This is a genomic window from Maribacter sp. R77961 (assembly GCF_044594925.1).
GTDB lineage: Bacteria > Bacteroidota > Bacteroidia > Flavobacteriales > Flavobacteriaceae > Maribacter.
In genome coordinates this window covers 2,802,926-2,824,558 of record NZ_CP138991.1, presented here as the reverse complement: position 1 = coordinate 2,824,558, position 21,633 = coordinate 2,802,926, and the positions used below count along the sequence as shown (strand labels likewise).

Annotated in this window: 22 protein-coding genes; 9 read left to right on the top strand and 13 right to left on the bottom strand. The window is 39.7% G+C overall.

All coding sequences use genetic code 11. From position 1 onward, the window contains the following. The first annotated feature begins 16 nt into the window (after positions 1-16). The 6 genes from speB (at position 17) to SJY09_RS12095 (ending at position 6,559) form a co-directional block, all read left to right on the top strand. Positions 17-955, top strand: a complete 939-nt coding sequence (gene speB / locus SJY09_RS12120) for an agmatinase (RefSeq protein WP_396635979.1) — start codon at positions 17-19, stop codon at positions 953-955. After that, a complete protein-coding gene (locus tag SJY09_RS12115; protein WP_396638631.1) occupies positions 945-1,919 on the top strand; it encodes a deoxyhypusine synthase family protein in 975 nt (324 codons plus the stop codon). Before speB ends, SJY09_RS12115 begins: the two co-directional genes overlap by 11 nt. Positions 1,920-1,921: 2 nt before the next feature. Beyond that, on the top strand, positions 1,922-2,245 hold the full coding sequence (locus SJY09_RS12110) for a hypothetical protein (protein ID WP_396635978.1): 324 nt from the start codon (positions 1,922-1,924) through the stop codon (positions 2,243-2,245). Positions 2,246-2,321: 76 nt separating this feature from the next. After that, a complete protein-coding gene (locus tag SJY09_RS12105) occupies positions 2,322-3,848 on the top strand; it encodes a GNAT family N-acetyltransferase (RefSeq protein WP_396638630.1) in 1,527 nt (508 codons plus the stop codon). 5 nt (positions 3,849-3,853) lie between these two features. Continuing rightward, entirely contained in the window at positions 3,854-5,224 is a 1,371-nt protein-coding gene (gene rimK / locus SJY09_RS12100; protein ID WP_396635977.1) for a 30S ribosomal protein S6--L-glutamate ligase, read from the top strand. A gap of 474 nt (positions 5,225-5,698) precedes the next feature. Beyond that, positions 5,699-6,559 carry an RNA polymerase sigma factor RpoD/SigA gene (locus tag SJY09_RS12095; RefSeq protein ID WP_396635976.1) on the top strand — a complete coding sequence of 287 codons (861 nt, stop codon included), beginning with the start codon at positions 5,699-5,701 and terminating at the stop codon, positions 6,557-6,559. 18 nt (positions 6,560-6,577) lie between these two features. On the opposite strand, the gene SJY09_RS12090 is transcribed toward SJY09_RS12095, so the two are convergent. Continuing rightward, entirely contained in the window at positions 6,578-7,519 is a 942-nt protein-coding gene (locus tag SJY09_RS12090; RefSeq protein ID WP_396635975.1) for an NAD-dependent epimerase/dehydratase family protein, read from the bottom strand. A 65-nt stretch (positions 7,520-7,584) separates the two neighbouring features. On the opposite strand from SJY09_RS12090, the gene SJY09_RS12085 reads away from it, so the two are divergent. Continuing rightward, positions 7,585-8,085: a hypothetical protein gene (locus tag SJY09_RS12085; protein ID WP_396635974.1), complete on the top strand. Its 501-nt coding sequence runs from the start codon at positions 7,585-7,587 to the stop codon at positions 8,083-8,085. Next, positions 8,072-8,563, top strand: a complete 492-nt coding sequence (locus SJY09_RS12080; protein ID WP_396635973.1) for a nuclear transport factor 2 family protein — start codon at positions 8,072-8,074, stop codon at positions 8,561-8,563. The genes SJY09_RS12085 and SJY09_RS12080 overlap by 14 nt, the downstream gene beginning before the upstream one ends. Positions 8,564-8,610: 47 nt before the next feature. Here the strand turns inward: SJY09_RS12080 and SJY09_RS12075 are convergent, their stop codons facing one another. The 3 genes from SJY09_RS12075 to SJY09_RS12065 form a co-directional block, all read right to left on the bottom strand. Next, positions 8,611-9,318 (bottom strand): hypothetical protein, encoded by a 708-nt coding sequence (locus tag SJY09_RS12075; protein WP_396635972.1) that lies wholly within the window; start codon positions 9,316-9,318, stop codon positions 8,611-8,613. Between the two features lie 128 nt (positions 9,319-9,446). After that, positions 9,447-9,821 (bottom strand): hypothetical protein, encoded by a 375-nt coding sequence (locus tag SJY09_RS12070; RefSeq protein WP_396635971.1) that lies wholly within the window; start codon positions 9,819-9,821, stop codon positions 9,447-9,449. Positions 9,822-9,941: 120 nt separating this feature from the next. Beyond that, positions 9,942-10,757, bottom strand: a complete 816-nt coding sequence (locus SJY09_RS12065; RefSeq protein ID WP_396635970.1) for an NAD-dependent epimerase/dehydratase family protein — start codon at positions 10,755-10,757, stop codon at positions 9,942-9,944. A gap of 227 nt (positions 10,758-10,984) precedes the next feature. On the opposite strand from SJY09_RS12065, the gene SJY09_RS12060 reads away from it, so the two are divergent. After that, complete coding sequence (locus SJY09_RS12060) at positions 10,985-11,449, top strand: CBS domain-containing protein (protein ID WP_396635969.1); 465 nt, start codon at positions 10,985-10,987, stop codon at positions 11,447-11,449. 214 nt (positions 11,450-11,663) lie between these two features. Here the strand turns inward: SJY09_RS12060 and SJY09_RS12055 are convergent, their stop codons facing one another. The 9 genes from SJY09_RS12055 to SJY09_RS12015 form a co-directional block, all read right to left on the bottom strand. Further along, a complete protein-coding gene (locus tag SJY09_RS12055) occupies positions 11,664-12,014 on the bottom strand; it encodes a hypothetical protein (RefSeq protein ID WP_396635968.1) in 351 nt (116 codons plus the stop codon). Next, positions 12,015-12,506 carry a DUF6265 family protein gene (locus SJY09_RS12050; protein WP_396635967.1) on the bottom strand — a complete coding sequence of 164 codons (492 nt, stop codon included), beginning with the start codon at positions 12,504-12,506 and terminating at the stop codon, positions 12,015-12,017. It abuts the gene before it with no gap. A gap of 105 nt (positions 12,507-12,611) precedes the next feature. After that, positions 12,612-13,184, bottom strand: a complete 573-nt coding sequence (locus tag SJY09_RS12045) for a pentapeptide repeat-containing protein (protein ID WP_396635966.1) — start codon at positions 13,182-13,184, stop codon at positions 12,612-12,614. A gap of 26 nt (positions 13,185-13,210) precedes the next feature. Beyond that, entirely contained in the window at positions 13,211-16,360 is a 3,150-nt protein-coding gene (locus tag SJY09_RS12040; protein WP_396635965.1) for a WD40/YVTN/BNR-like repeat-containing protein, read from the bottom strand. 27 nt (positions 16,361-16,387) lie between these two features. Continuing rightward, complete coding sequence (locus SJY09_RS12035; protein ID WP_396635964.1) at positions 16,388-17,944, bottom strand: M20/M25/M40 family metallo-hydrolase; 1,557 nt, start codon at positions 17,942-17,944, stop codon at positions 16,388-16,390. Positions 17,945-18,020: 76 nt separating this feature from the next. Further along, entirely contained in the window at positions 18,021-18,983 is a 963-nt protein-coding gene (locus SJY09_RS12030) for a 2-hydroxyacid dehydrogenase (protein ID WP_396635963.1), read from the bottom strand. After that, positions 18,984-19,472 (bottom strand): VOC family protein, encoded by a 489-nt coding sequence (locus SJY09_RS12025; protein WP_396635962.1) that lies wholly within the window; start codon positions 19,470-19,472, stop codon positions 18,984-18,986. A gap of 4 nt (positions 19,473-19,476) precedes the next feature. Continuing rightward, a complete protein-coding gene (locus SJY09_RS12020; protein WP_396635961.1) occupies positions 19,477-20,640 on the bottom strand; it encodes a mandelate racemase/muconate lactonizing enzyme family protein in 1,164 nt (387 codons plus the stop codon). A 2-nt stretch (positions 20,641-20,642) separates the two neighbouring features. Further along, positions 20,643-21,527, bottom strand: a complete 885-nt coding sequence (locus SJY09_RS12015; RefSeq protein ID WP_396635960.1) for a sugar phosphate isomerase/epimerase family protein — start codon at positions 21,525-21,527, stop codon at positions 20,643-20,645. Between the last annotated feature and the right edge of the window lie 106 nt (positions 21,528-21,633).

Sequence of the window (21,633 nt, the reverse complement as noted above, 5' to 3'; positions counted from 1 at the left end):
AACATTTATAATAATCATGAAATCAACAAAGAATTACGCAGGTATCGCTGACGAATTCGCACAACTGGAAACCGCAAAAGTGATTTTAATCCCTGTTCCTTACGACGGGACAAGTACTTGGGGTAAAGGAGCTGACAAGGGCCCAGAAGCTTTCTTAGAAGCCTCGGAGAACATGGAGCTCTATGATATTGAGACGGAGTCGGAAGTATACCTGCAAGGCATACATTTGACTGAGGCTATTACGGAGAATACTTCCCCGGAAGCTATGGTTAATGCTGTACATAAAACCACTAAAGAATATATAAAACGGAATAAATTCGTAACCCTATTTGGTGGCGAGCATTCTATTTCTATAGGAAGCATTAGAGCTTTTAATGAATGTTTTGATAATCTTACGGTATTGCATATCGATGCTCATGCAGATTTACGCGAGTCCTATGAGGGTACTGCCTATAACCATGCTTGTGCCGTACACGAGGCGAGCCAAAACACCAATTTGGTTCAGGTAGGAATACGCTCTATGGACGCTATTGAGAAAACCTTTATGGATGCGGAAAAGATATTCTTTGCCCATGATATGGTTACAGATGAATATTGGATGGATAAGGTTATAGAGGCCATGTCGAACAATGTATTCATTACTTTTGACCTGGATGCTTTAGACCCTTCAATACTTCCTTCTACGGGAACTCCCGAGCCAGGTGGCTTATTGTGGTACGAAACACTGGAATTTTTAAAACAGGTTTTTGAAGAGAAAAATGTAGTCGGTTTTGATATCGTTGAACTTTGTCCAAATAAAGTAGATAAATCTTCGGATTTTCTTGCTGCAAAACTCTATTATAAAATGTTGAGCTATAAATTTATGGGACAAGACATAGACAAAGACTATGATAACACTTACGATGTGGATTATAAATCCAATAACGGATTAAAATTTCAAGATGATGAAGACTAAAGGAGCAATCTCAAATTTTATCGAAAAACACTATCTACACTTTAACGCAGCAGCTGTAGTAGACGCTGCCAAAGGCTATGAGGAGCAGTTGAACAATGGGGCTAAAATGTTGGTTTCTTTGGCCGGTGCAATGAGTACGGCCGAACTGGGTAAGATTTTTGCGGAGATGATTCGCAAGGATAAAGTCCAGATAATTTCATGTACTGGCGCCAATTTGGAGGAGGATATCATGAATTTGGTAGCACATTCGCATTACAAACGTGTTCCTCATTATCGCGATTTAACGCCCCAAGATGAGTGGGACTTGCTAGAGAAGGGATTAAACCGTGTAACGGATACCTGCATTCCAGAGGAAGAGGCGTTTAGAAGAATACAGGAACATATTGTAAAAATTTGGCTGGATGCAGAAGCAAAGGGAGAACGTTATCTGCCTCATGAGTATATGTACAAACTATTGCTTTCGGGTGTTTTGGAAGAACACTATGAAATAGACCTTAAAGATTCTTGGATGTATGCCGCTGCGGAAAAAAACCTCCCTATCGTTTGTCCCGGTTGGGAAGATAGTACCATGGGAAATATTTTTGCTTCCTATGTCCTAAAGGGAGCGCTGAAGGCCAGCACGATGAAATCGGGAATAGAGTACATGACATTCTTAGCGGATTGGTATACGGATAATTCATCCAATGGAATCGGATTCTTCCAAATTGGAGGCGGTATTGCAGGAGATTTTCCAATCTGTGTGGTTCCCATGCTCTATCAGGATATGGAACGCACGGACACACCGTTTTGGAGTTATTTTTGTCAGATAAGTGATAGTACAACGAGTTATGGTTCTTACTCAGGAGCCGTTCCTAATGAGAAAATTACATGGGGAAAACTGGATGTTGACACACCAAAATTTATCATTGAAAGTGATGCCACTATTGTAGCGCCTTTAGTTTTTGCGTATCTTTTAAATTTATAATTATGGATAAACATGCACATTTAAAAAAAGTGATCGTTGACTTTAAAAAGTTGACTCCAGAAGTGCTGAAAATCACCGTGGCCCGTTACCCGGATGGTTATGATGATAGGGATATCATTTCGTTCAGAAATGCTCATGGTGAGCGTGTAGAGGCGGTAGAGGTGTTAACTCATGACACTAAATATTTGGTAAAAATCAGTGAGAAACTGGAATATACCATGGAAAATTATGATGAGTCGGATTATGAGGATTTTGATGACGACGACCCAGAAGCAGTGGTGGAGCCAGACCCTAAGGACATGGTAGACGGAGATGATGACGAATAAATTTCACTGAATTTCCAATTAAAAATATACCACGGGATTTTCATAACGAAAATCCCATTTTTTTATGCAAAGAAGTATGAAAATAGAACATATAGAAAATATTGAATTAAAGTTTTTAGACCTGAACGATTATCAGGAATTAAAAACTGTGATGATATCGGCATACTCCAATATGCCCGGAGCTTACTGGAAAGAAAAACATATAGAAGCCCTGATCAAGAAGTTTCCTGATGGTCAAGTTGTCATTAAGATCAACGGACAATTGGCCGGTGTAGCCCTTTCCATAATTGTAGATTACGATAAGTTCGATGATAATCATACCTACGAACAGATAACGGGTAATTATTCTTTTAAGACACATAATCCAGATGGAGATGTACTCTACGGTATCGAGGTTTTTATAAAACCAGAGTTCAGAGGATTACGATTGGGCCGTAGGCTGTATGATTATAGAAAGGAACTTTGTGAGAAGCTTAACCTTAAGAGTATTGTTTTTGGTGGTCGTATGCCCAATTATCATACCTATGCAGAAGCGTTGACCCCAAAAGAATATATCGCCAAGGTGCGTCGTAAAGAGATACAAGACCCCGTGCTCAATTTTCAAATCAGCAATGATTTTCATCCGGCAAAAGTGATGAAAGGCTATTTAGACGGAGATTTGGCATCTGGAGAGTTTGCCATTCTAATGGAGTGGGACAATATTTACTATCAAAAACCATCCAAAAAGGCGGCTACGAAAAAGACGGTAATTCGCTTAGGGTTAATACAGTGGCAAATGCGTCCTTATAAAGATTTAGAGGAGCTGTTGCAGCAGGCAGAATATTTTGTGGATGCGGTCTCTGGCTACCGCGCGGATTTTGCGCTTTTCCCAGAGTTTTTTAACGCCCCCCTAATGGCAAAGGACAACCATTTGTCCACAGCGGATGCCATACGGGAGCTTGCTAAACATACCGAAGCTATCGTACAGAAGTTCTCGGAATTTTCAATTTCTTATAACATCAATATTATCACGGGAAGCATGCCGCAAATGATTAATGGGAGACTTTATAATGTGGGTTATCTATGCAGACGAGATGGAAGTATGGAGCGTTATGAAAAGTTACATGTTACCCCGGATGAAGCTAAAGTTTGGGGTATGCAAGGGGGTACGCAACTTAAGGCATTTGATACGGACTGTGGTAAAATAGGGGTGCTTATTTGTTACGATTCCGAATTTCCAGAACTAAGTCGTCTTCTGGCAGATGAGGGTATGGACATTCTTTTTGTACCCTTTTTAACGGATACCCAGAACGGGTACTCCCGGGTTAGACACTGTGCGCAGGCAAGGGCTATAGAGAACGAATGTTATGTGGCTATTGCGGGTAGTGTGGGGAATTTGCCCAATGTGCAGAATATGGATATCCAATTTGCGCAATCCATGGTTTTTACACCTTGCGATTTTTCTTTTCCCACCAACGGGATTAAGGCCGAGGCCACGCCAAATACGGAAATGATACTGATTGCCGATGTAGATATCGACTTGTTGCGGGAATTGAATCAATTCGGTGCGGTAAGAAATCTAAAGGACCGTAGAACCGATATTTTTGAACTTAGAAAAAAATAAAGATTTTGAACGATTTAAAAATAATTGGTAGTGAAGAGTGGTGTGTTTTCGAAGGTCTAGGAGTTCCTGCCATTAAGGCCAGGGTAGATTCAGGAGCGAAAACATCTTCCATACAGGCCACTAATTTAAAGGTCATTACAAAAGGTACGCAAGAATGGGTGCGTTTTGAGGTGAATCCACTACAGGAAAATAGAAGCATTACTATTGTCTGTGAAGCGCGCTTGGTAGATAGGCGTATGGTGAAAAGTTCCTCTGGTATTTCTGAAGAGCGCTTGGTGGTAAAGACACCTGTGACGCTCGGTGAAGATACTTTTGATATTGAAGTAACCTTGGCAAATAGGGATACAATGGAGTTCCGCATGTTATTGGGAAGAGAAGCGTTGACGGAGCGCTACATCGTAAATCCTGCATTGAGCTATGTGGTACAGGATTTTTCCAATGAACAGATATCGGCCAAGTACGCTCCTTTCAAAAAGGAAAAGACAGGGTTAAAAATAGCTCTGTTGGCTAGCAATCCTAACTTATACAGTAATAAGAGAATTATTGAGGCCGCAGAGGCACTTGGGCATGAGATTCAGTTTTTGAACGTAGAGCTGGCCTATATGAAATTAGATGCCCAGTCTCCCGAAATACGTTATAGAGGGGGTAATATACTTACTGATTTCGATGCGGTCATACCACGCATAAAACCGTCGGTAACTTTCTACGGTTGTGCTTTGATACGGCAGTTCAATAACTTGGGTGCTTACTGTCAGAATTCCGCTGAGGCCATTACACAGTCTCGCGATAAGTTGTTCGCATCTCAATTATTCTCTAAAAACGATATCCATATTCCTATTACCGGTTTTGCCAAGTCCCCTATGGATACTAAAGACCTGATAAAGATGGTCAATGGTGCCCCCTTAATTATAAAACTGTTGGAGAGTACGCAGGGTAAAGGAGTAGTATTGGCAGAGACCAATAAGGCAGCTGAAAGTGTAATCAATGCTTTTAAAAGTGTAAATACCAATATTTTGGTACAAGAATTTATTAAGGAAGCTAACGGGCAGGATATTCGATGTTTTGTGGTCAATGGTAAAGTTGTCGCCAGTATGCAACGGCAGGCGCAAAAAGGGGAATTTAGGGCCAATATCCATCAAGGAGGAAAGGCTTCTATCGTTAAAATAACTTCGGAGGAAAAGAAACTTGCGATAAAAGCCGCTAAAATCCTGGATTTGGCAGTAGCGGGGGTAGATATCATTCGGTCTAATAAAGGACCGCTTTTATTAGAGGTAAACTCCTCTCCTGGATTGGAAGGTATAGAAAACGCAACTGGTAAGGATATTGCCAATGAGATGATCGTAGCGATTGAGAAGAAGTTGAAGTTTAGTAGTTAGCCTAAATTGTCTAACATTTCTTTGGTCGTTTTGGTCAGGTCAAACTTAGCCTTCCAACCCCAATCCTCTTGTGCGTCGGTATCGTTTATACTGCTAGGCCAAGAATCTGCGATGGCCTTCCTGAAATCAGATTAAACGATACTTGAAAATCAGGCAATTCTTTTTGAATACTGGTAGCCATCTCCGCAGGAGTAAAACTCATGACAGATACATTATAGGAGGAACTGAATTTTATGTTCTCGTTTCTGACGTCATAACCACCAGTGTAGCCTTAAGAGTACTTTTCATAAAAATTAGGGTTAATATGGCATCTTTTTTAGGAAGCTGGTGTATTGTTCATTAGAGATCGCTTCATGGTAAATTTTACACTATAATTGTCCATTTTTGGACAAAAGAGCTAAAAAACACGTCAATTACTTGTATTTCTGGCATAAAATGATAGTTTAAGAAAGAAAATTAAACTAAAACATATTTATGCGCCAATTAAAAATTACAAAGCAGATTACCAACAGGGATTCCAAATCTTTAGAAAAGTATTTTCAGGAAATATCTAAATTAGATATGATAACGGCAGAGGAAGAGGTGGAACTGGCGATAAGAATACGAGAAGGTGATCAAGGGGCTTTGAATAAATTGGTGAATGCTAACTTACGTTTTGTAGTTTCTGCCGCAAAGCAATATCAAGGTAGGGGATTACGACTTTCGGACCTCATTAACGAAGGAAATTTAGGATTGGTCAAAGCAGCCAAACGTTTTGACGAAACCCGCGGGTTCAAGTTCATTTCATATGCAGTATGGTGGATACGGCAATCCATCTTACAGGCCATATCCGAACAGTCCAGAGTGGTGCGCTTACCTCTGAACAAAATAGGAACTATCAGTAAAATATATAAGGTACACTCTAACTTAGAGCAGAAATATCAGCGCCAACCATCCGCCGAGGAAATTGCTGGTGAATTGGATATCAGTGTAGCTAAAGTTAAGGGGGCTACGAAAAATTCTGGAAGACATATTTCTATGGATGCACCTTTGCGAGAAGGAGAAACTTCTAGTTTGTACCATGTAATGCAATCAAAAAATGCTTCAAGTCCGGACCAAAAGGTGATGAAAGATTCCCTTTCAACCGATATTGATCTCGCATTGGATACTTTACCGGATAGGGAGCAGGACATTGTGCGTCTTTACTTTGGTATTGGCGAACGTCACCCGATGAGTCTTAATGAAATTGGTGAAATATTCGATTTAACAAGGGAAAGGGTCAGACAAATAAAAGAAAAAGCGTTACGCTTATTAAGGAATAAATCCAGAAATAAAGTTCTAAGGGCTTACCTGTAGCATTTTACGAACGCGCGGTTAGCTACTTAAATTCGCCAACATCTCGTTGGTAGTTTTCGCTAAATCAAACTCGGCTTTCCAACCCCAATCTTCTTGTGCATTGGTATCGTTTATACTGCTGGGCCAGGAATCTGCTATGGACTGTCTGAAATCCGGATCAAACGAAACTTGAAAACCAGGCAATTCTTTTTGAATACTAGTAGCCATTTCCGCAGGAGTAAAACTCATCGCGGATAGATTATAGGAGGAGCGTACTTTAATCCGTTCTTCCGCTGTCTCCATAATTTGTAGGGTAGCTCTAATGGCATCATCCATGAACATCATTGGCAACGCGGTATCTTCTTTTAGAAAGCAGGTATACTCGCCCTCAGAAATAGCCTTGTGATAAATTTCTACGGCATAATCAGTAGTGCCACCACCAGGCATTGTCTTCCAACTTATTAAACCTGGATAACGAATACTGCGCACGTCAACATTAAACTTGTTAAAGTAATACTCGCACCAACGCTCCCCACTTTGTTTACTTATTCCGTATACGGTACTGGGTTCCATTATTGTATTCTGAGGCGTATCCTCCTTTGGTGTGTTCGGTCCAAAAACGGCAATGCTGGAAGGCCAAAAGATTTTATCTACTTTTTTCTCTTTCCCTAAATTGAGCACGTTGAAAAGGGAATTCATATTTAAGTTCCATGCGCGCATCGGAAATTTCTCAGCGGTAGCACTTAACATGGCCGCCATTAAATAGACCTCGCTAATTTCATAGTAAGCGATGACCTCTTCCAGCGCATCGTAATCCGTTGCGTCTAAAATTTCAAAAGGACCGGAAGCCATCAGACTTTCACTACCCTCTCTAATATCACTGGCGATTACCTTGTCATTTCCGTATTTGGAGCGCAGCGCTAAAGTAAGTTCTGTTCCTATTTGCCCACAGGCACCGATTATCAAGAAATATTTTTGCATCTAAAATGAAGTTAAATGAGTGGTGCCGTAAAGATACCTTTTCTTAAAATTTGTACCTTCGTTCTATGCGAAAAACCTTTTGGCTTATCTGTTTTGTACTATTATTAAGTTCTTGTAAGGATGCTGCTACAGGTGCTTCTGAGCTTCAAGATTCTGGTTGGTCAGTTGATGTTTCAGCACTACCTAAAAAAACGAGCGTAAATAGAAAAGCGCTTGCCATTTTAAAGGATTGGAAAGCGTATAATGCTTTTGAGGCCAATTTTGATAGACTGTATAAAACGGAGTACCGTGAAGATTTTGTTCTTACCCTAGAGGAATTGGTAGAATCACAGAAATTATGGGCAAAATCCAATTATCCCGTACCATTTGATATTCCACAGATACGTGGACGTCAAAAGGTATTGAAAACTTATATTTTGAAAATCAAGGGTGATTTGGAATATAGACAAGACCCAGAAACTTCTATAAAAGAAATGATAGGTGCTTTCAATAATCTACGCGAACATTTTAATATTGTGGTAAACAGTAATTTACCGGAAGATTTATTTCCAAATGAAAAAAATTAGCATTTTGTTATTTTTGGTGGGTTCCCTCACGTCAGCACAAGACGGCACGAAGGAAGCCATAGCTACTACCTTGGATACATGGCATAAAGCCGCCAGTAATGCAGAATTTGATGCTTATTTTGATTTAATGACTACAGATGCTGTGTTCATTGGAACCGATGCCATGGAGAATTGGAATATTCCTGCCTTTAAAGCCTACTCGAAACCTCACTTTGATAAAGGTAAGGCATGGAGCTTTACTGCGGTGGAGCGAAATATTTACGTTGATGAGGCGCAAGATTTTGCATGGTTCGACGAGCTGTTGAATACTCAAATGAAACTATGCAGAGGTTCGGGAGTTTTAAGAAAGACGGATATAGGTTGGAAAATAGCACATTATGTACTTTCCATCGCGGTGCCTAACGAGCATGTTAGCGAACTTATAGCCATTAAAAAGGATAGTGATAATTCCTTATTGGAAAAACTATCTAAAAACTAAAACGGGCGGACATTTGTCCACCCGTTTTAATACCATAAGTTTTAAATCTATTGTTTAGTTCCCCCGGTCTCCGCTGGTGCTTCTTTTCTAGAGGTCAGCGCTTGCTTGCTTAAACTGGCCAAATTAAAATTAGGATCTATTTTAAGTGCCTCGTCCAATATGGCGATAGCCCCATCGATATCATCTTTGTTCTGATTAAATTGTATCAAAGCTTTTAAATGAAGGAAAGCTGCTTTTAAAGGAACTTCGTAGGGTTGCTGTCTTTCGTAAAAAGCGTATTTCATGTCGTCTTTGGCATTCGCCAAACCGTAGTCCACATTAGTTGATGCTCCTGCGTTATCTCCAAGTTGTATTTTTAAGTCTGCCAATTCATAGGCCAAATAGGCATTAGGAGTTCTAGTGTTCAAAACTTCAAACTGTTCCAAAGCTCTTTTTGGCTGGTTCAGTGCTTTCAGGGATATTGCCTTTACCTGTACGGCTAAATCTGAATCTGTAGCAAGTTTTTCTATACCTATGGTATTTAAAGCCTGTAAGTGTCTATTGTCGTTGGCATAGATATAGGCCAAGGTATCCTTTCGTTCTTTAGATGGGGAAAGAATATTTAGATGTGTTAGGGCATTGATAACACCATCAATATCACCTTGTAATCGCATTTCATCATAAAATGCTTCATAGTGCTTTTGTAATTCGGTTTTGGTTTGCGCGACCCCATTAAAACTAATTATAAGTACAAGCGCAAAAAGTAATTTTTTCATTATTTATCAATTTTTGGTGCGCTAAACTATTAAAATATTCCCTAAGAACCTGTTAAGGAAAGCTTTAAATGTTAGAAACAAAAAAAGAGCATCTACGAATGCCCTTTTTTCTTTTATAGAAATATGATTTAAGCCAATGTGAACTGGTTTTCTTTCCGATGAAAAGAACTTAGAATTTGGGCATAGAAACCAATACTTTTTTGGTCTTTATCTATGCAAGATTTCAAGAATTTTCTAAGATTCAGAAACAATAAATTGGTGTATAGCGTAGGAATGTTAACATTTACTTTCTCTGCTTGGAATATGTCATCGTCCAGAATAATATCCATTTGCACTCTATTTCTGTGATAATCGATAGTAACATCTGCTGCATTATAATGCTTTTTTAAAAGTGCTACATGCAAGCGATTGAATTTCTTATATCCTTTTGGGTCTTTACAACTTAGGGCAATAAGGTTTTCTAATTCCATTAAAACCTTCTCCCGTACTTTTGATTTTTCCATAACATTTTGTTTTTAATGTTATATAAAGATATGTATTTCATCGATAACTATCTAAGAATCAGGAGTATATTAACATGAAACAGTAGCAAATGTTGTCAACTGATGAATTCTTGTGGTCAATTAACTGTAGAGTGAGGTAAAAAGCGATTGTTTATTAATAAGAAAAAACTTACAAGTATTAATTTTCTTATATTTTTTATCTTTAACTATTTGATAATCAGGTTTTTTTAGATTTCTTGCTTTAGCAATTTGGGTATAATAGTCCTTTTTAGTTGGATGCTCTGGATGTACTCCATTAAAAATTTTACCCCATTGCTTTTCTAAAATAATCCCTTTGATAATAGCAACACAATCATCTCGGTGAATTAAGTTCACTGGCGCATTACCATCGCTGAGATTCTTTTTCTTCGATAAAATGGTAACCGGATGTCTTGAAGGACCTATTAGGCCAGCAAAACGTAGAATCGTGGTATTTAAGGATTTGTTCCCTCTAAATATGTTCTCTGATGCCAATAGTTGTACTCCCGATTCCGAAGTGGGCCTTGGAACGGTTTCCTCGTCTACATCTCCCGTAACCTCACCATAAACGGAAGTGCTGCTTACGAATAGAATATGTTTTATGGCCGATCTACGTACTTCTTGGTGCAGTAATTGCATTTTCTTGACATAACTTTCCTTGGGGCCTTCGCCTCTTAGGCCTGGAGGTACATTGATGATTAGATAAGTAACATCCTTTAGAAAGTTATCGATTTCCCCTGTAATTTCAGCTTCTGAAATTTCAATGTGATACGGGATAATCCCTTCGCTCTTAAAGGTATCTATTTTAGCTGCTGAAGTGGTAGAGCCTTTTACCACGTACCCTTCAGCTATAAATGCCGTTGCCAATGGCAGGCCTAACCAACCAATTCCTATAATTCCAATTGTATCTCTTACCAAAGAATCATTTTTAAATAGTAATACCTATAGATTTTATCTAAACAATAGTTTTTATCGGCACCGCCAAAAGGTTCAATACTCTAAGGCTTGCCCCTGAGATCATTTACAACCTTGAATTTAATGATCAAAATCTGAAAACCTTAAAGATAAGCAGTCATACGACGAGTTTTTTTAACAAATTCATAATTTTTTTCTATCTTTAATAATCAACCTTTAAATAAAATAGTATGGGAATCAAGAGCTTTCAAGGGATACGCAAGATCGTAAAAAAAGAATTTGAAGCGCCTATTTTGGTCTCTGATTATATGACTACTAAACTGGTTACATTTAGCCCCGAGCAATCTATTTTAGAAGTCATGGAACAGTTTGCAAAGCACCATATTTCAGGAGGCCCGGTTCTAGACAGTAATGGTTTTTTAGTAGGGATTGTTTCCGAAGCGGATTGCATGAAACAAATTTCTGAAAGCCGTTATTTTAATCAACCTATATTGGATAAAAGTGTAGAGAAGTATATGACGAAAAATGTGGAAACCATACCGCACGATATCTCTATCTTTGATGCTGCCGGTATTTTCGATAAGCATAACAGACGTAGACTTCCTGTAATGAAGAATGGTCTGCTTGTAGGACAGATTAGTCGTAAGGATATCGTAATCGCGGCTTTAAAATTGAGTGGGCAGAATTGGAAATAGACCCCCCCCTCAACTCCCAAAGGGGAAACACAATTCTCTATACGCTTTCAAGTATTTTTTTCTAAATTGTCAGCTACGATATAGTAAGATTCGGAATGCCTAGTTCAGGTTTAGCCGTAAAAGACCATATTTCTTACCTACATGGACATAAATAATAAGGATAGCTATATTTTTGTCTTAATCCGTGTATAGAAATCATGGGACTTAAGGCTTGTTATTCTCTTTTTACGATCATATAATAATCGTTATCCAAGGGCAGATAGCCTAAGTCATAGACAAAATAATAGGTAGTTCCTTTTTTAGTGGTGTAGAGGTTGGTAATGAAATCAAAATCAAATCCTTTGTCCAATAATCGGGTTCGGGTTGTTTTGGTTTTACCATCCGTTAGTTTAAAACTATCTAGCACACGATAGTTTTTACGCAACCTATTATTAATATTACGTATAAGGTTTTTACTATCCTTATTTATTTTGTTGTTATAGGCATTACGGCAGTAATCGTTGCAGAATTTTTTATCGATACGGCCTATAATTTCTGTTCCGCACTCTAAGCATTTTTTCTTCATTTATTGCCTTTTGTAATTGAACTTAACCTCTTCTTCCGTACCGTCATTCTGGTGAATAAGACCATAAATATTTATTTCGTTAGGACTGATTCTTTCAAAGGTAAACCCATCAAAATAGAGCCGATTCTCTGCTACTTTAACCAACTTAAAACTTTGAACTTCTTCTTTCGCTTCCCACCCTTTTAATTCCTTGTCAAAATGTTTCAGTTCAAAGGTTAAGGTGTTATCTACTTCTCTAATATGCCCAATTTCATAAAAATTGACTTCTTCTTCGACAATTAATCTGAAAACAAACATCATGGAACCAGCATTTGGCGGACTCCATATTTCTTCTGTGATACCTCCAAAGGCTTCACCTTTCCAATGCCCTGTCATCCATGCTATCTCTTCAATGACGGCTTTGGGGGAAATGGCATCATTCTCTAATGACATGGTGTTTTGAGCATGAGACATACTTCCTAAAAATAAAAACAGGATTAGAACTGGTTTCATGAGATTATGCTTTGTTACAAGGTACAAATTATCCGATTACAATTGGATAGTGCTATTTTTATGAAATTGGGTAAATAATAGCTGTATGATATACCTTGTTCGGTATTAGTTTTTAATTTGAAGTTGGTGTTTTTTTAACAGTTGGGGCAGCTGTTTTGGGGTAAATACGGCGTTTTTCATGCGATTAATTTCGGGATCAATAATAAAATTATAGGCTGAAGTAAAATTTACTTTTTCTAATATGCTATTGTCGAAGATAGCCCTGTTTAAATCGCATTTCTCAAAGAGGGATTGTGTTAAATCTGACTTTGTAAAATCGACCTCGATTAGTTTGCAATCCAGAAAGTGTGTTTTTTTAAGAGATAGACCAACAAAAGAGGATAGCTGTAAGACGCAATGTTCAAAGGTAAAATCCATTAAAAAACTAGTTGCTTCCTCGAAATCTATCCCCATCATTTTACAATGATTAAATAAAACCCCGTTGAATTGCGTGTGTGCAACATTAGTGTTGCTAAGGTTGCATGCTACAAAGGTGCACTCCATGAAGTTCTGATTGTCTAGATAACCATTAGAGAAATTACAGCTCTTAAATACGCAGTTTTCATATTCCCCCTTGGGTAAAGGTTTAATTGTAAAATCTAAACCTTCAAAAGATTTGTCAGAAATAAAATCGGCCATTTCTCTCTAGTAAATTCCGTTGCACCTTACTCTTGGGGTAATATTATAGCCGGGATACCTAATTCTTCATACAAGTCGTTAAAGGCTTTCATCTCTATATTGATTATAGCATCATGTTCTGATTTGAAACCATTCCATTGTCCTAAAAGGTCTTGTAATCTTTGTTTGGCTCCTTTTGTAACTTTTGGCTCCACTGCATTTACGTAGCCTCTTAAATGTAGCAATTGTGCATTAAGCTGATTGGTGAAATTGATTACATCCTGAAAGGTCTTCTGCTTGGGTTGTATCAAATTTTCTTCCCAAGTGGTAATACGTGTTTTTAGGGAGTCACCTTTTTCCAATAAAAGCTTGGCATCATCCCGGTCTTTTAAAAGTGTTGCGTATTGCGAAAGTTGCTTTTTAGCAGAACGCATGGCGTTGACCGATGTATGTATTTCTTCTACGGTACTCTCAATGGTGGTCAGTATTTGTTGCTGTTCTTGGTAGTCGTCCAAACTTCCTTTTACTTTCGGGTTCGGCAAAATAGTAACTGTGGTTTCAGCAGTGTTTCCTGCCGCACTAAGCCTTAAAGTGTATTCTCCTGGCCCTACGGCACTTCCGCCAAGTCCTCCGAAAGTAAAAACTTTTTCAACACTTGGTAGTCCATCTCTTTTAAAATCCCAAGTAAAACGGTTATATCCCTTTTTAGAGGGAAGCACTTTAGGTTTCGAAGGTCCTCCTGGCCAAGATTTGAAGTTCTTCGGTTTTTGGTTGGTGATGGTTCTTATAATTTTGTTGTTCTGTAACACCGTTAACTTAAGTTCCGTACTATCCATTTTTTCCGCTAAGTAGTAGTCAAAAGTAACTCCACTAGGTGGGTTGTCACCTAAACCTTGTCTTGGTTTTTCGCTAGAGCCACCAAAAAATAAATAGGTATCCTTTGGTTGGAAGAGCGTTATTTCTTGTTTCGGAGCTTTTATGTTCTGTATGGCCGAAACATCATCCAAAATCCAAAATGCGCGACCTGCCGTAGCTACTACCAAATCATTGTCATGTATCGTTAAGTCATTGATGGGAACAATAGGCAGGTTTAACTGAAAGGGTTGCCAATTAACACCATCGTTTAAAGAAATGAATAATCCTGTTTCCGTACCGGCATACAACAAACCTTTTTGTTTATGATCTTCACGAACCACGCGGGTAAATGTATGTGCGCCTGTAATACCATTTGTAATTTTTGTCCAAGTGGCACCATAATCGGAGGTCTTGAAAATATGGGAGTTTAGGTCCATGGATTTATAACGCATAACAACAACGTAAGCCGTTGCCGCATCATGTGGTGATACCTCAATAGAATTAATGATTCCATCTTTAATGCCAGCTGGTGTTATATTATCCCAGTTTTGTCCACCATTTTTGGTCACATGAAGTAAACCATCATCCGTACCCGCCCATAGTACGCCTTCCTCATGTAGGGACTCCACTAAATAGGTAATGGTATTATAGTTTTCACCACCAGCGGCCTCATTGGTGAAGGGGCCACCACCTGGGCCGTGTTTATCTTTTTCGTTTTTGGTTAGATCTGGACTTACCGTTGTCCAACTTTGTCCTTCATCTGTAGATTTGAACACGACATTACCTGCATGATAAATGGTTTTTCTATCGTGTGGAGAGGTAATGATTGGGGCGTTCCAGTTATACCGATATTTAGAATCTTTAGGAGCTACGCTTAACCCTAATTCAGGATATTCCTTTATTGCCTTGGACTCACGTGTAGCAGCATCCCATTTATCGATATTCCCTTGGTAGGTTCCTCCATAAATAAGTACGGGATTATCTGGGTCAAACGCTAAAAAGGCACTTTCCCCACCTGCAACTGCGTGCCAATCTTTCCAATCGATTCCCGCATCATTTGTTCTGGATGCTATGGCCACCGTAGAGTTATCCTGTTGACCACCATAAATGTTGTAAGGCATTAAATTATCCGTAATTACCCTGTAGAATTGTGCCGTATTTTGATTTTGTTGGGTACTCCAGCTTTTTCCACCGTTATTGGAAACGTTAGAACCACCGTCATTGGAATTTATCATCTTTTGATTGTCGTGAGGATGTATCCACAAATGATGATTGTCTCCATGGGGAGTAGCTAAAGGAGTGAACGATTTTCCGCCATCAATAGATTTTGTAACAGGCGCGTTTAGAACATAAACGATGTTCTCATCTTGGGTATCGGCCAAAATCTCCATATAATACCAAGAACGAGCAATGTTGATACGGTCTTTATTGACCTGTGTCCACTTTTTTCCCGCATCATCGGAACGGTAAATGCCTCCTTTGTCATCTTTTGCCTCAATTACAGCAAAAACACGTTCTGGATTCGCTCTTGAAACCGAAATTCCCGCCTTTCCAAATTCCTTGGGTAATCCTTCTTTTAATTGTTTCCATGTAGTTCCGCCATCGACGGACTTATAAAGACCCGAGTTTTTTCCGCCTGATTCCATAATCCAAGGATACCTGCGATGCTCCCACATGGCCGCATATAAAATTAACGGATTTTTCATATCCATCGTTAAATCTGAGGCTCCTGTGTTATTGTCAATGAACAGCACATTTTCCCAAGTTGCACCGCCATTAAGAGACCTGTATATGCCACGTTGTGCGTTAGGACCATATTGTGCGCCTTGTGCCGCGACAAAAATGATATCAGGATTTGTAGGGTGAATAATGACATCGGAGATATGCCTGGTTTCGTCCAAACCTATATGAGACCAAGATTTTCCTGCATCCGTAGATTTGTAAACACCATCCCCCATAGAAGTCATGACACCGCGCGCGGCATGTTCGCCCATACCTGCTATGACAATATTCGGATTGGTTTCAGAGACTGCAATGGAACCGACAGTTCCTGTTTTTAAAAACCCGTCAGAAACGTTTTTCCATGTAATACCATCATCCGTTGTTTTCCATATGCCGCCTCCAACGGTTCCATTGTAGTAGGTCATGGGTTGACCCACCACTCCTGAAGAAGCCACACTACGTCCGCCTCTGAATGGACCTATGTTTCGCCATTTTAAGCCGTGAAAAGTAGAATCCTCCACTTTTACGTAAGTGGGTGTTTTTTTATTTTTTCTACGTTGGGCCGTTAGCGAAAGCGGTATAATAAGAACTGCAATTAAGAAATAGTGTATTGTTTTCATGGGTTGGTTTTAAGATGTTGTACTTTTTTAGTCTAGTCCACCTTTTCTATTGGGACTTCTAGGAGTGGGCCACGATAGTGGTTGCCCCGTTCTGCGACTTGTACCGATTAAGGTAGCCTTTTCTCGGGACGTTTTTTTAGGATCTTCGCATGCCATATAAGTTAGTATTGCTGTTAGGATAGCATTGCTCCTTACGTCGTCGAATACAATCTTGTCATAGGTGTCCAGATTGGTATGCCATGTATAGTTCCAGTAGCTCCAACTCAATGAACTTAAGGAGAAAGCCGGTGCTCCTGCGGCAACAAAAGAAGCGTAATCGGAACCTCCACCTCCTGGTATTCCCGGAAATGTAGTTTCAATATGTTTTGTGATGTCTTTGGGAACGGCCTCCATCCACTTTCCCAAATAATCATAGGCGTGCAGAAATCCTTGTCCCGACAAACGTACAACACGCCCTGTTCCATTATCTTGATTAAATAAAGCCTGTAATCCTTCTACGATTTTAGGATTGTCTTCCACAAAAGCTCTTGAGCCATTTAATCCCTGTTCTTCACTTCCCCAGTGCCCCAAAAGAATAGTGCGTTTTGGATTAGGATATACTTTTTTAAGAATACGAACAGCCTCTAGCATGGTAATGGTTCCTGTTCCATTATCCGTTGCACCAGTTGCTCCGTCCCAAGAATCAAAATGGGCCGAAAGAATTACATATTCATCCGGGAATTCAGTTCCCGGAATTGTAGCAATGGTATTAAATGTAGGCACTTCACCAAGCTCTTTGGATTCCGCTACTATTTTTATTTTAGGATTTGCGCCTTTCATTACCATTCTATAAAGCATACCATAATCTTCTAGGGATATATCAACTACAGGAATCTTTTCGGTACCTGCACTGAATATTTTATTGGCACCAAATCCTTCAGACCATCTAGACTGCGCAATACCTACTGCTCCAGCTTTTTCAAGAGCAGCATTTATGGTTCTGCTAGTGTACCCAGTATTCTTGAAGTTTTCGCGCCATGCTTTTTCTTGGGCGTCTCGCGCTGATTTCATTTTTTCAAGGGATTCCGGTGTTGCAAATTCTTCCCAGTTGTAATCCGGTCTTCCTGTAGCTTGTAACATACTCACCATAACAATCTTTCCCTTTACATTCGGAAGCCATTTTACAAAGGCCAAGGAATCTGAAACCATAGGGAGTGTTATTAAATCCGCTGTTACGCCTTTTTTCCCAGTACTTGGATTCCATGCCAACTGTGTTGCGTGCAGCGAGGCTATTCTGGGATAAACCATATCTACGTGCGTAATGCCGCGTTCCCATCCGCGCCATTTTCCCCATTCTTGATTTTCAGCTGTTATTCCCCATTTCTTATAGGTGTTGACTGCCCAATCGTGTGCGGTCTTCATTTGTGGAGTCCCTACTAATCTAGGACCATTAACATCCATTAGTTCATACGCCAGTTGTTCTAGTTGAGAATTTTCATTAGCTTCTTTTTCAATAGCGGCGACAATGGCTTCAGTAGATTGTGCTATATTAAAATTGCTGATAAATAGTACGATAAGTACTAACAGCGAGAGTGGTTTTTTCATTTTTCCGGTATATTGTTGGAATCTTCTCAAGTTAAGGAATAAGAATAAAAGCAGGCCTATTTTGTTTTGAGATTTTTTAGGAAAGCCCTAGTGCTTTGCGATTAAAAATACAATTTGATGTAGGTTCTTCGGCTCTTAGGATTTTTAAGGTGTTCTCAACAGTCATTACACACATCTGTGTATAAGTGGTTGCGGTAAGGCTACCTACATGTGCCGTGATTAAAGTATTGGGAAGTTGAATTAGGGATTCCTTTTCTTTAGGAGGTTCATTAGCCAAAACATCTGCTGCAAAACCACCTAGTTCTTTATTAACTAAGGCTTTAGAGAGTGCCTCTTGGTCAATAATTTTTCCTCTTGCCGTATTTATGAGCAAGGCTGTCGTTTTCATTTTTGCCAAGGCTTCGGCGTTCATCAAATGCTCGGTTTCCTTAGTTAGTGGAAGATGGAGACTCAGGGCGTCAGAAGTTTTTAAAACTTCTTCCAGACTTGAGAAGGGGTAGGGGACATCCTCCTTTTGAGCACTCCAATAGATAACCTTCATACCCATGGCATCAGCAATACGTGCTACTTTTTTACCGATATTGCCAAGGCCTAAAATACCTAATGTCTTTCCATGAATCTCATCACCAACATAAGTTGCACGCTCATTCCATCGATTTTCCTTGACCATGGTGATGGCGTTATACAGATTTCTTTGCAGCATAAGTAGCAAAGCAATCGTATGCTCTGCAATGGTATTTGCGTTAGAATTTGGTGCATTCACCACTTTTATTCCCCGTTCGGTAGCTTCGGTAACATCAATATTATCCAAACCCACACCACATCGTGATATAACTTTTAAATTAGGAAGCTGGTTTATTAAGGGTTCTTTTACCTGAGCCTTTCCGCGTGTGATAATGGCATCAATGGTATTTTCCGCTATGCCTTTTTGAAGTGACGCTGCATCAAAACCTGTAAGGATGTTCATATCCGAAGCATTGTTTAAAAGCTCCATTGCATCATCGGCCACGGTTTCTAAAAGTAAAATGGTTTTGGACATCTATTCTTTGTGATATAAAGTGGCATCTTTAGATTTGTAACCTCTGAAGTCGTTTCGACCGGAGACATATATTCCTTCTTTAAACAGTTCGTCCTTAAAGATTTTAGGGTCTATATGCGCCTCAGGGTCGGAGGATAACTCTACCAAATTACCGGAAGGGTCCCGTACGAACATTTGTAGGGCACCGTCAGGTAACTGACGTACATTACCCCAGGGCTTAATATCTATAATACCCAGTTCTTTCATTCTAAAGAAAATAGCATTGATATCGTCTACTTGAACACAGATATGACCTCTAAAGGAGTAGGCATCTTCCCATTCCGTAAGATGCAATTGCTGCTCTTCATTGAATTTGAAAAATGCAGTAGGATAATCGAATAAAAAGGCAGGAATGGGTTCTAGTCCCAACTCATATTCATAGAATCTACAGGCTTCTTCTAAATTACTGACAACTAGGGCCACGTGATTAATCTTTACTGCTCGTGCCATGAAATTATTGTTTAAATTCTCTTACAAAATCCCAATTTGGGGTTAAACCCAAGCCCGCTTCTTTTGGCTCGGAAAGCATGCCATTCGCGTCTACGCTTATTTTCTCCTTCACTAAATCGTACATCATAGGATTACCACCTAGGGAAAACTCAATTAGGTTGGCCGATGGTGATGCGAAGGCCACGGATACGCCAGCCATGAACGAGAATGCAGAACCCCAACAATGTGGAGCAAGTTCTAGCTGGTACGTGTGTGCCAATTGTGCTACGCGCATAGCCTCTGTAATACCACCAATGATAGCGCAATCCGGTTGTACAATATCTAATGCTCTTTCCGCTATCATATCCCTAACGTCAAAGGCCGTGAATTCACTTTCGCCGGCTGCAATAGGAATATCGGTACTTGCTCTAACTTCCGCCGTACCAATTCTGTTATCGGGACTAATGGGTTCTTCAAACCAATATAGGTGACAATCGGCTACACCCCTACAAAACTGTTTCGCTTCAGGGACGCTGAAAGTACCATGGGCATCGGTCATTAGTTTAATATGGTCCGGTAGGGCCTCTCGTGCCGCTTTCACCCTTGTTATACTTGCTTGGACGGTTTCATCCATAATACCGACACGCATTTTAACTCCCGAAAACCCTTTAGAAGTATAGTTTAGCAACTGGTCCCCTATAGCATCTGCCTTGGCCCAACCACCACTGGCATAGGCAGGCATTTGTTCCCTGCAACTTCCGCCTAATAATTCTACTACGGGCACGCCTAAAGCTTTTCCTTTTAGGTCCCATAATGCTGTATCAATACCACTCATGGCAGAAATAGTTAGTCCCCGTCTACCTAAAATAGGAAATTTACGACCTCTAGATAAAGCATAGTGATCCCGTGTTCCGTTATAGATATGCTCCCATATTCTAGAGATATGTCGAGCATCTTTCCCTATTAGTATGGGTTTAATTTCGTTTTCAATACAGCTAACAATACTGGCACAGGAGCCTGAGGAACCTACTGCTGCTTTTGCCTCGCCAAATCCTTGCAGGCCGGAATCTGTTGTTATAACGACGAGTGTCATATCAAAATTGGTCAGAAGACCATAATCCGAAAAATGTTGTTTTTCCTTGGGAATCGGACACCGCAACCAGAAAGCTTCTACATTGGTAATTTTCATAATTATAGAAAAGGTTTTAAGGTGTCTATAGATTGCTGTGTTAGCATGGAATAGAATTCTTCTGTTACTGCCGAGCTACCATGATCCTGTAAAAATTTAAGTTGTTCATCACTTAAGCCTACTGGTGCCGTATCAATTGAATTTGGATAAGGATTAGCGGGTGTACGGTCCATGGGAGCACAAAACTCTACCGATAAAACTTTATCGTACTCTATTTCCTTTAAAGTGCTCATAATCCGTGACCAGTCTATATGACCCATACCCGGTGCCATGCGATTATTATCTGCAACATGAAAATTAACAAGACGGTGGCCTACCTTTTTCATGGTTTCGAACATATCCTCTTCCTCTAGGTTCATGTGAAATGTATCCAAGCAAACCCCGCAATTGGGTCCTACCGCTTCGGCCAGAGCCAAAGCCTGTGCACCACGGTTAATGAAATAGGTTTCGAACCTATTAATAGGTTCAATACCTATTTTTAGTCCGTTCGCTTCTGTATAGGCATACAATTCTTTAATACCTTCTATAGCCCATTGCCATTCTTCTTCCGGTCTTGCGTCTGGAATTATCTTTCCTACCGTCGCCGGAACAAGTGAAATAACTGAACCACCCAATTCTTTGACCATTTTGGCCAAATCCAGTACATATTGCACGGACATTTGACGCTGTGTCAAATCTTTGGCCAACATATTACGCTCTTCTAACATTAAGGTTACGGAACCCCAACATTGTATGCCATGTGCTTCTAGCAATGCTTTTACTTCCTTAGTATTATAGTTTTCCGGCGTGCCTTGAATTTCAAGATGGGTGTACCCCATTGCGGCTATTCGAATTATGGTGCTTTCTAAGGGTTCGGCACGCATCCAATTATGTATGGCTAGTTTCATCTATGTTAGGAGGTTTGCAGGTAATAGACAGTAAGTTAGTTGAAAAAAATGGAACTATTTAAGGAAGTTTTACTTTAGACCAATACACTTGTAAGCGCACTTACCA